This is a genomic window from Paucibacter sp. KBW04, assembly GCF_003852425.1.
In the GTDB taxonomy this organism is placed as follows: domain Bacteria; phylum Pseudomonadota; class Gammaproteobacteria; order Burkholderiales; family Burkholderiaceae_C; genus Paucibacter_A.
The window spans coordinates 141,755-153,654 of sequence record NZ_QAJN01000011.1 but is presented as its reverse complement, the minus strand read 5'-3'; the positions used below and the strand labels follow the sequence as shown (position 1 = coordinate 153,654).

Sequence of the window (11,900 nt, the reverse complement as noted above, 5' to 3'; positions counted from 1 at the left end):
AGCACTTCTGGCCAAGGCGCTGAAGAGTCCTCTGTGACGGCGCAGAGCGCCCCCTCAGCGAGCAAGGGCACTGAAGGTGAGGCTGTGACTTCACTCAGCCGAGTTGAGGTTACGGGCTCAAGGCTCAAACGCATCGACGCTGAAGGGCCGGCGCCGGTCAACGTCTACACCCGAGCCGACCTGGATCGCAGTGGTCAGCCGACCTTGGAACGCTTCATCAGTAGTTTGAACGAAGCATCGATGAGCCCGGGAGAAGGGGGGCTGGGGCAAACGAATGGTCAGGGCTCAGTCCAACTTCGAGGTTTGCCCTTGGGGTCGACCTTGGTACTGATCAACGGGCGCAGGGTTCAGGCCGTGGGCGCCTCTTCCGGCAATTTTTTCAATCTGAACTTGATCCCTATGGCCGCGGTGGAGCGCATTGAAATCGTGCCGGTTGGCTCGTCAGCGGTATATGGCGGCGACGCGTTGGCGGGGGTGGTCAACATCATCCTCAAGAAGTCGATGGAGGGTGTTTCGCTGGACGCTCGTGTGGGGGCTGGCAGCGGGGTGGGCGACGGAAGTGTGTCGCTTGCCACAGGGGGGCGAGGCGAGGCGGGATCTTTTCTGCTGATGGGTTCTTACAGCAAGGCCTCGCCCTTGACGATGGCTGACCGAGAGTTCTTTCTGGATGCGGACTATCGGCGTTTTGGCGGCGTGGATGCACGCACACGTTCTTGCACGCCCGGCACGGTCAGCAGCACGACGTCCGCAGCACTGCCTGGTTTGAATGCCAGTTTTGCGGCTATTTCCTTGAATCCTTCAGGGCAGGCACTGAAGATTTCGGACTTCACAGCATCTGCTGGTCAGGTCAATCTCTGCAATTCGATGGCCAATGGTCATGGAATGGCGCTCATTCATGGGTCGGAGAATCTCGCGTTGCACGCCGCGGGTGAGCGCCACCTCAACGCCGCATGGTCGGTCTTTGGCGAACTCAGCTTGGCAAAGGATCGGCTGCACGCTGAACAGTCGGGCTATTTGATGAACAATGTTTTGGTGCCCGCCAGCAACCCTTACAACCCCTTTGGGGTGGCGGTGCGGGTCTCGGGACGGCTGGGCTTGGTCAACGGCGCGGAGGGTTTGGAGCGACATACCAACTTCACCCGTGTTCTCTTGGGTACCCGTGGTGAATTGACAAAGGGCTGGGAGTTGGAAGCCTCGGTCTCGACAACCCGTGATGATGGCGAAAGCCGCTTGTCAGGAGGCTTTCCAAACGTCGCGGCACGGACCGCTGCCTTGGCGGCTTCGACCCCAGCCAAGGCGCTCAATCCCTTTACGACCGGTGTGGCGGCCAGTGAGGAGGTGCTGAATGCAATTTGGCCCGACTCGATGCGGGACAACCACGGCGTCAAGGACCAGGTTGGCGCATTTGTGCGCGGCTCTTTGATCGAAATGCCCTCCGGAAGTCTCGAATTGATCGCAGGCATGGAGGCCGCGCGCGACCGCTACGAAACCTCCAACCGACCAAGCTTCGACATTGCCGCGAGCCGTACCAGCAGCGCGGTGTTTGGCGAGGCACGTGTCCCCCTGTTCCGGTCTAGTGGCGCGGGACCTTTGTCCAGAGAGCTGGCGGTGCTGACCGTGGCCGCCCGCCGCGATCGCTACAGTGACTTTGGCAGCGCCAGTACCTATCAAGCAGGTCTTGAGTTCCGCCCCATACGCTCGGCCCTGTTGCGAGGATCGGTTGCCACATCGTTCAAACCGCCGACTTTGCTGCAGGCCAATGCCGGCGAAACGAAGCTCAGCACGGAGGCCTTCGGCCTCATTGACCCCGCTCGTGCCAATGCGCCGATTCTGGGTGGGGAGGTGCTGCGGGTGACGAATCCGGAACTGAAACCTGAGGAGGGAAGGGCCTATGCACTGGGCCTGGTCTTGGAACCTGAGTCCTTCGCAGGCACGCGCTTCGGTGTCAACCTTTGGCGCGTCAAAATCAATGGACTGATTTCAGTCTTGTGGCCTCAGGTGGCCTTGGACAATGAAGCACTCTTCCCTGGTTTTGTGACTCGGGCTCCTTCGTCCAACGGCAGTCCAGGTCTGGTCACGCGGGTGCTTTACTCCGAAGTCAACTTCGGTGGCGTGGACAGCAGCGGGGCGGATCTCGAGGTACAGCACAGCTGGAAAGCCGCAAACGCCAAGTGGACCTTGGGAGCCAGCGCGACGCGGACTTCGCGCCATGAAGTTGTGCTGAGCCCTGGCGTGCCGGCCGAGGACCGCTTGGGTAGGCGTGCAACGGACTATTGGTCGCCCAGTTGGAAGGGCCGAGTTTTTCTGGGCGTGGACTATGCCGCTTGGACTTTCGGGGCAACGAGTCGCTACTTGGGCGCTTACTTGGATACCTTGCCGAGTCAAAGGAGACTGGGCGATTCTTGGGTTCATGACTTGTCAGCCAGCCTCAATCTGAAGCGCTTGGGTCTGGGCCTCCCGGCTATCAAGAGCGCCTCTTTGTCCCTGGCGGTAGCCAATGTTGGTGATCGAATGCCGGAATACGTTGGGACCTCGCCCTACTATGACGTGAGTCAGGCCGACTGGCGTGGGCGTTATGCCAACGTGCGCCTCTCTGTCAATTGGTAGAGGCCGGAGCACCTGCTGTTGACTTCACGGCACCTTATTCGCTGAGCTATCGCGAAGGTCGCCATCCTCGCTTCAACCTTCTCAATGGCCCTCGTATGAGGGCCAGGGTTCAATATATGCCTACTCCTCGGTTTTCAACATCGCCCGGCTCGATGCTGGGCGCCCGCTGCGCACAAGGGCTTGCCGTTCGCCTTCTGACTTTGTTCTCGGTCCTGATCTCTTGGCCAGCGTCATTGGTACTCGCTGCTATCGGGCCAACGGTGCAGGAAGTGATTGAATTCACACGAATCATTCAGCCCGTCAAACTCGATGATGACACCCTACAGACCCAAATCTCATCGGATGGCCAGCAGGCATTCATTGTGACTCGCAGGGCCGATGTGGCGACCGATACCAATCGGTTTGAGCTCTTGCTCTTGGACCTGAGTCCCGAGCGTCTGGCCAATTCAAAGGTAGTCGCACCGATTCGCTTGCTGACAGTCAAGGCCCGACGAGATGTAGACGATGTCTATCCCGCGTTGATCGATGCCAAGTGGATTGGCAGCCGAACGATCATCTTTCGCGCTCGCATGAACGATGAGCCGTATCAGGCTTATCAGCTGGACGTGTTGACACGGGAGGTCAAGCAGCTGACCTTTTCGCCGCAAGAGATCGTCACCTTCGATGTCTCCGACGACTTGCGCAAAGTGGTCTATGCGGCCCGGGAGCTCAATCCCGCCGTGCCGCCTGGGGTCCGCAGCATCGTTGTTGACACCCACTCATTTTGGAGTGTTCATTTCGGCCAGAACGGTATCAGGACGCAGCAACGGCGCTACCAATTTTTTGTTACGGAAGCAGGATCAAGAATGCCGGCCCGCCCCTTGGGCGCGTCATTTCCAGAGGCCAATCACGGCGTTCCTCGGCCAAGCATTTCCCCTGATGGACATTGGTTGGTGCTGCCGCGGTACGAAGCCAGCCGTCATGTGGCCTGGAGTCAGCAGTACCCAAAGATTGCTGAAGCGACTCGCAAGTACGGCCCATCCCTGTTTCAGGATCCCCTAGGTTACTACTCCAGGCCGCAAAGCTTTGTTGCGCGGCGGTTCCTTGCATATCGTCTTGCCGATGGTCAGGAGCAGGTGGTGCTGGATGCCCCGGACGACTCGGTGACAGGCGGCCAACTGCGCACCGATCGACTTTGGATGGATGGCGGCAAGTCAATGATTCTCGCGGGCACCTATCTGCCACGCGGCGAAGCTGATAGCAGTTCAGGCCAAGCCTCTTACGTGATTGAGTATTGGCCGGACACTGGGAAGTGGAAGCCTATTGCAGCGCTCAAGCAGTCGCTCAAGGATGTGTACCCAGTAAAGGGGAATGCGGCCGCTTTTGTAGCGAGCGACGGAGAGTTGCGGCGTCGCTTTGAGCGCGGTGTTGATGGCACCTGGCAGGAATCTACAGATGAGGTTTCGTCCAACACCCACCTAGGCACTTCAGGAGAATCATGGCCTTTGCGTGTTCAGCAGGCTTTGAATCAGCCGCCAGATATTGTGGCCCAGGGGTCGGACGGCGGGATCGTTCGCTTGACCGAGTTGAATCCACAGTTCGATGCGGGGACCTGGGGCAATATGCGTGAGTACGGCTGGAAGGATGCCAAGGGCCGACGATGGCAGGGCGGCCTGATGGTTCCAGCTGACTTCAATCCGCGCCGCAAGCACGCGCTGGTCATTCAAACCTACGGCTTTGATCCCAATCGCTTCTATCGGGACGGCACCAATATCTATGACGGCGCAACCAGCGGCTTCGCCGGCCGGGCCTTCTTGCGAGAGAGCATTCTGGTTTTGGCTTTCCCGCTGCGCGCCGCGACCGGTGCACCGACTGACGCGATGGGCGCGCGCAATGCATTTCACGATGGCGTGAATGCTGCGATCGAGGCCTTGGTCGCAGATGGCGTGGTGGATAGAGATCGAGTCGGCATCATGGGTTGGAGCGCGACGGGTGAACGGGTGCTCAATCTGCTGACCTTCTCGGAAGCGCCCATTCGAGCTGCGGCCATTCTGGACGGAGACGCGAACACAATTTTTTCATTGGGCATCACCTACGCCGTCAACGACGGTATTCAACTCAAGAAAGAAAATGCCAACGAAGGCGGGCCATTTGCTGAGACGCGTCAACGGTGGATTAAGAACGATCCGTCCCTGTACACGGACTGCATTCGGGCAGCAACCCGCATGGAGACCTATGGACCCGAGGTCCACAACAATTGGGACATCTATGCCTTACTCCGGCGCCAGTACAAGCCTGTCGAGCTGCACTTCTTCCCTGAGAGTTCACATGCACTCGGCCAGCCAAGCGATCGGATGATTTCTCTACAGGGAAATGTTGACTGGTTTCGGTTTTGGCTGAATGGCGAGAAACGATCGAAATTGCTGGTGCCTGCTGAAACCGAGGTCAGCCTTAAACAGCAATACCTACGGTGGGAGCAGATGGCGAAGATGAAGTTGGCTCAGGATGCCAAGCCCGGCTGTGTTCGCACGCTAGCTGGCGTTTGATCGGGCTTGCTAGTTGCTCCATCGACTCAACCAGGCTTCAATGGCCACCAAGCCATGAATTTGGCTGATGGGGCCGGGCAGTGCGGTCGGGCGCCCTGAAAGCGATTCTTCGACTTTCGCGCGATCAATCCACCCTTGGTGGCTGAGCTTGCCCTCAAGAAGTAGCGTGCGCGCAAAGTCACGATTGGCCTTCAGCACGCTCTTGATGTGTTCCTCCATCCCGCCTTTGGACCGGCGGTGAGTGATTTGCGGCGGCAGATCTGGCGCGAAAGCGCGCCGTGCCAATGCACGGCCTTGGCCTCCTTGGGTCAAGACGTAGCTGGGCAGGCGAAGGCATAACTCGACCAAGGGTTGCGAGAGCAGTGGGTTGACGAGTTCTGCTGCAGCGGCTTGCTCAAATGGGTCGTAATAGCCCATAGGGTGCATCAAAGCGACCGTCTGCATGTACTTGCCAATCGGTAAGTAGGGGCCCATTTGCAGGGCAGGGTGAATGAAGCGGCTTTCATGTTTCGCTTCTCGCTCCCTGTCTTGCAGAAAGCTTTGAGCGAGCAGCGTCGTAGCGCCCTTTGGGCTTCTTGATTCTGTCCTTAGGTGTATGCGCTCTCGGAGGGCCAGGGCACCGGCTCGCCAAAGTGAGACTCTCCCCAGACGTGCAGCGTCCATCGCGGCCGCTGCAAATCCTGTAGTCAACCCTTTTGTATGAAGGTAGTCGGCGGCGGGCCACCACCTTGGAATCTCGTAGAAGAGGGCATCGCCTCCTGCACCGGTGAACAGGGCGCCTGCACCATAGGCGCGGGCTAGCTGGGCGTCGGTGTTTGCATTCATCCAGCCTATGTAGGGCACTGGGTCAGGCATGCGCGCGATTTGCAGGACTCGTTCAAGCTGAAAACTGGGGTTGCGCTCTCGCTCCAGGAGGTCGCGGCCGGCCCGAGCCGCACTCAGCCTGGCGAAGTAGCGCTCATCGCTGTCCGAGCCCCTTGAGTGGTAGTTCAAACAGATCACGTCAGCGCTTGTGTCAGCGGGCGCCATGCAGCCAAGCAGTATTGACGAGTCCAGGCCACCGGACAGCCGAAGGAGTAAGGTTGTGTAGCAAGACGCCCAGGCCCGCGTACAAGACTGCACGGTTTGCCTTATCAACTGCGTCGCCTCTTGGGCGTCGAGCGCAGCTGGAGAATTGGCGATCTCGACAGCGTTCCACAGCAGGGCAGGTGGCCGGGGTTCATCGTCCTGCAGGTCGACGATTTCGCCGGGAAGTACCTGTGTCACGCCCATCAGTGCTGTTTCTCTGCCGATCAAAGCACCGGTCAGAAGTTGGGCGCACAAAGCGTCCCAGTTGATTCGGGCATCAAACTCTCCACCGAGCATCAGCAACGCGTCTTCCAACCAAGAAAAGACGAGCGTCACCCCAGCATGCCGCAGTCGAAAGCAGGGCAGTGTTCCGCTGGGGTCACGCAGCACGCAAGTCGTGCCTGAGGAGTGCCGTAGAAAGGCAACGTAACGACCCCAGAAGTCGCTGACCAAGCTTTGGCCGCTAGTTCGCAGAAGCTGAGCTGCCTCACCGCTGCTGAACTGTGTTGGGTTCAATGCAGTTGGGTCGATCACATGACGACGAAAGAGCTTTCCGATAACGATGCCCAACTGCTCAGGCAAAGGCGTAGGCTGATTGACGTTCAGTTGTACGCCGGTGGTGAACACCTGCAGGCCCGGGTGGTGCAAAGAAAGCACCCAGTCGGTTCTTTGTTGCCATTGCAGTCCCAGTTGATGTCCTTGTGCTGCGCAAAAAGGTTCAGCTGGATTCCATGCGATTGCGATGTAGCGAAACATGGCGATGGCACTCACTTATCAGGCGACCAGTATGGGTTTGAATCTGCGCACGTACTCATGCTGATCGTTCAACACCGTCTCGGCAGTTTGAACCCATGCATGGGCACCAAAGGGCTTGGTTTTGACGCCGATCACCCACTGGGGAAATAGCCCGTCTGCAGCCAAGAAGCTGAGCAGCGCCAACGAATCAAACAGGCACTTCTCCCGGGCAGTGAAAACGAGGGGGCGAAGTCTGACGTAGTTGCTCGTGCCACGACACATTGCGCTGAGGGAAGGCGGGGCGGCTATGTGCTCTCGGCGCTCTCGGCGATGGGCAACGCTTGTGGCGATGCCTTGCAAGGTACGGAATCTAAGCCAGAAGGCGCTGACTGCGGCGCTCTGCAGGAATCGAGGGAAGAGGAGCGCTGCGCCCCTGCCATCTATTGATTCCTCATTGATGCCCATGGTCTTGCTCGCCTCTGTAATGCGGGGCAGGGGAGGTAAGACTTTCGACGTTTCAGTCAACAAGCCAAGCGACATGAGGTGTTGTATCAGGACTCGAATGTCACCGGCGCTAGTTCCGGAATCCTGATTGGCGAAATTTGTTGGCCAGTCATTGACATGCTCGGCCAAGGCTCTGGCGTTTGATTCCCCGATGCCAAGGTAATGACCAGAGTGAAGATTGAGCAGAATGACCTGTCCATCGCATTCGCAGGCTCGAACATAGGAGGCCAGTCTCGGCTTGAGTTCCGGAGTCGAAGGCCGCATGGCAATCTCCTGGATTTGCTTTTCGGCTCAAGCTGGGACACCCAGTCCAGGCATGCAGGCCGTTTTGGAAAGCGTGAAGCACGCGCAGTGGTTTACAGCGCGTGCACCTTTCACTCAGTTTTCATACTTGGCCGGGATCAAGGGATTGTCCTCGGCAAAATATGGGGCGGGGACTCCCATGGTGAGCTCCTTGGCATCGCCAAGCACGACGACCTGCAGTTCCAGCTCAGTTTGAGACTTCTCGTTCATGATGAACTCCTTAGTTGAGGTTGAGATCCAAGTGACCCCTGGCTTTTGTAGCCGGGGCGATTCAAAGTTAGCTCAGTTGTGATCCTCGGGCCAGCGACGCATGGTCTTACTTGCGCGCGTTCGGCCAGGCGAAGTGAGGAAGCCCCTGGCAAGCCCACTTCGCGACGCCGCGAACCGTTGACGACAGTGAAGCTTTACTTGTTCGGCTTTGGGCTTAAGGTCGTGAACTTTCGACTTTGAAGTCGGGTACCGAACGTTTTGCAGGTTACTAATTTTTCACATTGAGGGATCCAGTCGCTAAGCCGTCATTCTTGGATGAGCAGCTGGAATGCCACCGGGTGGGACTCAGTCAACCACTCACAGACTTGGAGCCTGTGCTGGCAGGCTGCGGTAGGGAGGGACTTCTTCGTTCATCCTTTGCTGGTAGCGCGCATCCGCGGACGCCTCATTGCTGCCCATCAGCGCTCGGGCCGGACGCTGATCAGCTTCGTTCTGATGCCCAAGGAAATCCATGTCATTTCGGCAATTCAGGCGGATGATTCAGTCGGCAGCATCGCCCGATCCTTTGGGACCGTGGTTTCCCGATGGGTTCATGAGGCTCAGCCAATTCACAGCCCGGTGCTGGCAGGTCCTTACCACGCGCAGTTGATTGAGTCAGTAGATTCCTTGCGTAACGAAGTTCGCATGCTGGCGTGGAGGCCGGTGCATCTGCAACTGTGCTCAACGCCCACACATTTTTCTTCCGGCGCGCTTCGTTCTGCGCTGGGGCTGACGCCGGCGAAGGGTTATGACAGTAAACCGCTGCTGCGGCAGTTTGGGGAGCTTGTGCCCGCCGCTCGGGCGGGGCTCCGTACCTGCATTGCGAGACGCCCAACTGAGCAAGACTGGCGCACCTGGGAATTGATGCGAGGGTTGGAGTTGATCATTGGAACCAAGGCTTCACCGCAGGGCGCATCAAAAGCGGTGGAGGGTGCCACGGCAAGTCTTGTCTCTGCTGGAGGAGGCTTTGGTGTCGAGGGAGCGTTAGAACTCCTTGAAACCTGGGTCCTTGCAAGAATTCATCCATCAGGGTCTCTGGAGTTGAAAGTGGGCTCCAGCGAATTGGCAGCCAGGGGGCGCGCCTTGGTTGCCTGCCTAGCGACCGCCCATCAGCTTTGTTCTGCAGCGGCCGTGGCACGGCACTACCAACGTGCCAAAGCCACTCTCAGCGAGCAGATGACTGCATGCAAATCGCGTCCTGCTGATCAGCAAATTCTTGTGACTCCCTTGGCCAGAATCCTGGAGGAATCTACATTGCTGCGAATGGGGCGGGGTCGCCTCATCCACCACAGTACGGGTTCGGGAACACAGGATGCCGGTGCAATGAAGCCAAACGATCTACGCAATTGATCGATCAGTGGTCTTGTTTCGTGCAGCACCTTGGATGAAGAAGTTGAGGTGCTTCGCGCTGGTGACGGCATCTTGGGCCCACCGCGGCCAGTTAGCTTTCTTCCCCTAAATCAAGTTGTTCGATGACCGGGTTTGCAGGCGCTTAACGTTCATCAGCAACCGGCTCCCAACCTGTGACTTTCGTCAACGGATGGTTGAGCCAATGTTGACCATTGCCGATCTGGCCTGATTCTTTACTTCCTGGAGCAGACAAGAGTCGACAGCAAATTGTCGGTTGTATGATGAACTGGAATGGGTGCTTTGTGCCCAAAGCTGTCGTCGGCCCTACCGAAACGAGTTGCCCGGAAGCTGACGCTCAACGTTCGCGGTAAGCGGACCAGCCAGTGTAGCTGGCGCAGGTCCGCTTGACCAAAGGGTTAAGTCGCATTGTTCGATCCAGGTTGGCTCTGAAAGAAGAGCACGAAATCACGGACCGTTTTGACCTTGCCGAAGTACGGGTTGTTGCCGCTCTGGTCAATGGATATCCCAGTACGCGCTTCGACTTCTTGCGCCAGGTCCATATCCAGGTCGTCGTCATCGAGCAATAGGTCTTCCTTCAGTCGGTCGTCCGCGCGGACTGGAAACGCCGGATGAATGTGCTTGAGCTGCTCTTGCAGTTGCTCGTACACCGCGCGAATGATCCAAGTGTTTACTGCCCTCGCATCGAAATCTCTTGCGAACTCACATATCGATTGACCTTCGCGTTCAGATGCGAGCGTTAGCAATTTTCTCTCGTCGCGCTGGCTCTGCTGTTGTGCAACCAAGAAAAGCACAGCCAGCGCACTCACAGAGATGAGCGATGCCACAGGCTTGGCAATTGCGAAGTACACGCCAACGGCCAAGATGCACGCGAGGAGCAGCCAGCCGGCAAGAGGCATCGGCCGACGCAAGAAACGGGGCATGCGGCGAGAAGCAACGCGCATGAGTGCGACTTAACGTTTGAAATCATTGGACCAGCCAGCGTAGCTGGCGCAGGTCCGCTGCATTGAATGGTTAGTCTTGTGGATCAATCTTCGGCACTTCATAGTCGACCAGTCCGAGATCCACAAGCGGGACTCCATGCTTTTCAGCCTCACGTTTTAGGAGAAACACCACATTCGAAAAGGCCATCCGCCTCCCGATCGCTTGCTCTCGATTCATGGCTTCCCACACCGCCAAGTTTTCCTTGATCTCGCGCTTCAACGTTTGGGCGAAAGACCTCAAACATTCTTCATGGTTTTCAATTCGACGCTTCGTCACGGGAGGCCTAACGTTGAAGCTGAGCCGCGAGCGGCGGCTGGGCACGTAAGGCCCGGAATGAAATGGGAGCCTGAAGTGACCAGCCGTTGCGAGTCGGCTCCAGCGCAGGGTTAGCCATAAGACAGAGCAGACCATACATACGAAACCTCAGCATCAGGGCCCGAGCATGCGAACAGAAGTCGCTCAGGATGTGGCGAAAGCATGGCCACACGCCGCTCCACAGACATGACCGAACGCACCATCGAAAGATAGAAGTCAGGGCTAAAGGCTCCTGCGGGCAATGGCGTTCGCGCCACATTGACCAATGCAAAGTCGCCAAGTGACAGACTGCGCCCAATATTTGCTTGCCAAAGACGGGCGCTCATTAGGTCGCCATTTGCGACGGCTTGCGAAAAATAGCCTCTGTTGTACCGATTGATGGCTGACGCGGCTTTGGCCGAATTCTCCTCGGTGTCGACGCACACCGATACCGCCTCTGACTCATGGTCGTGATAGAGCGCAAAGGTGTACACGGGCAGTTGCTTCGCCGCGATTTCACGCAAGGCTCCGTCTAACACGGCGTCGAACAGAGACTCTGATTCCATCTGATGGCTAACGTGTTGTAGGGAGACAGCGGCGTCCGTTTATCAGGTCCGCCAGTCTCCCTAATACGGCACCCCGAAACGGCCCGCAGGCCGCGCCACGCCTCAGTCTGTGTTGCATATATGTGTTTTTATACAGTAATATCAAAACTGGCAAAGGCAGCACGGGCAGTTTGCCATTCCTGGTGGGGCTAGGCCTGATGGTTTGCCCTGCGGGTGCCTGCGTGCTGCTGATTGGAGGCAAGTATGTTCAGCCCGTCAATCATTCCTTCGGGGGAGGTCAGGCCGGTTCGCGGTCCTCGCCCTTCTCGGCCGATGCTGCCACCGCTTCAGTCTGTGAAGCTCCTTGACCAAGTCCGCGAGCGGATCCGGTACCTGCACTACAGCCGGCGCACTGAGGAGGCCTACGTGCACTGGAGCCGGGCATTTATTCGGTTCCACGGCATCCGCCATCCGGCCGACTTGGGCGGCCCCGAGGTCGAGGCATTCCTAAGTTGGCTTTCCAACGACCGAGGGGTGTCGGTCTCGACGCACCGGCAAGCCCTGTCTGCCTTGCTGTTCCTTTACGGCAAGGTCTTGCAGCTGGATTTGCCTTGGATGACGAACATCGGGCGACCCCAGGTCAAGCGGCGTCTGCCCGTCGTCTTGAGCCAAGCCGAGGTGATGGCGGTGCTGGCGCATCTGGAGGGGACCCACCGGC

At 58.0% G+C, this 11,900-nt stretch carries 10 protein-coding genes; 4 read left to right on the top strand and 6 right to left on the bottom strand.

Annotated features, from left to right (window positions below; translation table 11 throughout):
- Nucleotides 1-84 precede the first annotated feature (84 nt).
- On the top strand, nucleotides 85-2,607 hold the full coding sequence (locus DBR47_RS14845; protein ID WP_231512325.1) for a TonB-dependent siderophore receptor: 2,523 nt from the start codon (nucleotides 85-87) through the stop codon (nucleotides 2,605-2,607).
- A gap of 152 nt (nucleotides 2,608-2,759) precedes the next feature.
- On the top strand, nucleotides 2,760-5,132 hold the full coding sequence (locus tag DBR47_RS14840) for a hypothetical protein (RefSeq protein ID WP_124451376.1): 2,373 nt from the start codon (nucleotides 2,760-2,762) through the stop codon (nucleotides 5,130-5,132).
- Between the two features lie 9 nt (nucleotides 5,133-5,141).
- Here DBR47_RS14840 and DBR47_RS14835 read toward each other — a convergent pair whose 3' ends face one another.
- From DBR47_RS14835 to DBR47_RS25045, 3 genes are all read right to left on the bottom strand, one after another.
- Nucleotides 5,142-6,956, bottom strand: coding sequence for an asparagine synthase-related protein (locus tag DBR47_RS14835; RefSeq protein ID WP_148090427.1), 1,815 nt, complete (start codon nucleotides 6,954-6,956; stop codon nucleotides 5,142-5,144).
- A gap of 18 nt (nucleotides 6,957-6,974) precedes the next feature.
- A complete protein-coding gene (locus tag DBR47_RS14830) occupies nucleotides 6,975-7,703 on the bottom strand; it encodes a lasso peptide biosynthesis B2 protein (protein WP_124451372.1) in 729 nt (242 codons plus the stop codon).
- A 114-nt stretch (nucleotides 7,704-7,817) separates the two neighbouring features.
- Nucleotides 7,818-7,952, bottom strand: a complete 135-nt coding sequence (locus tag DBR47_RS25045; RefSeq protein ID WP_231512324.1) for a rubrivinodin family lasso peptide — start codon at nucleotides 7,950-7,952, stop codon at nucleotides 7,818-7,820.
- Nucleotides 7,953-8,267: 315 nt separating this feature from the next.
- Here DBR47_RS25045 and DBR47_RS14825 point away from each other — a divergent pair, with 315 nt between their 5' ends.
- Nucleotides 8,268-9,341, top strand: coding sequence for a hypothetical protein (locus tag DBR47_RS14825; RefSeq protein WP_124451370.1), 1,074 nt, complete (start codon nucleotides 8,268-8,270; stop codon nucleotides 9,339-9,341).
- A 416-nt stretch (nucleotides 9,342-9,757) separates the two neighbouring features.
- On the opposite strand, the gene DBR47_RS25040 is transcribed toward DBR47_RS14825, so the two are convergent.
- The 3 genes from DBR47_RS25040 to DBR47_RS14810 all read right to left on the bottom strand — a co-directional run bounded on the left by DBR47_RS25040 (nucleotide 9,758) and on the right by DBR47_RS14810 (nucleotide 11,203).
- Nucleotides 9,758-10,303 carry a hypothetical protein gene (locus DBR47_RS25040; RefSeq protein WP_231512323.1) on the bottom strand — a complete coding sequence of 182 codons (546 nt, stop codon included), beginning with the start codon at nucleotides 10,301-10,303 and terminating at the stop codon, nucleotides 9,758-9,760.
- Nucleotides 10,304-10,373: 70 nt separating this feature from the next.
- The gene (locus tag DBR47_RS14815) at nucleotides 10,374-10,619 is read right to left on the bottom strand and encodes a hypothetical protein (protein WP_124451368.1); all 246 of its coding nucleotides are present in this window, start codon (nucleotides 10,617-10,619) and stop codon (nucleotides 10,374-10,376) included.
- Between the two features lie 110 nt (nucleotides 10,620-10,729).
- The gene (locus tag DBR47_RS14810) at nucleotides 10,730-11,203 is read right to left on the bottom strand and encodes a hypothetical protein (RefSeq protein ID WP_124451366.1); all 474 of its coding nucleotides are present in this window, start codon (nucleotides 11,201-11,203) and stop codon (nucleotides 10,730-10,732) included.
- Between the two features lie 312 nt (nucleotides 11,204-11,515).
- Here DBR47_RS14810 and DBR47_RS25035 point away from each other — a divergent pair.
- Nucleotides 11,516-11,900 (top strand): phage integrase N-terminal SAM-like domain-containing protein (locus DBR47_RS25035; protein WP_231512322.1); only part of this gene is annotated, 385 nt, incomplete at its 3' end.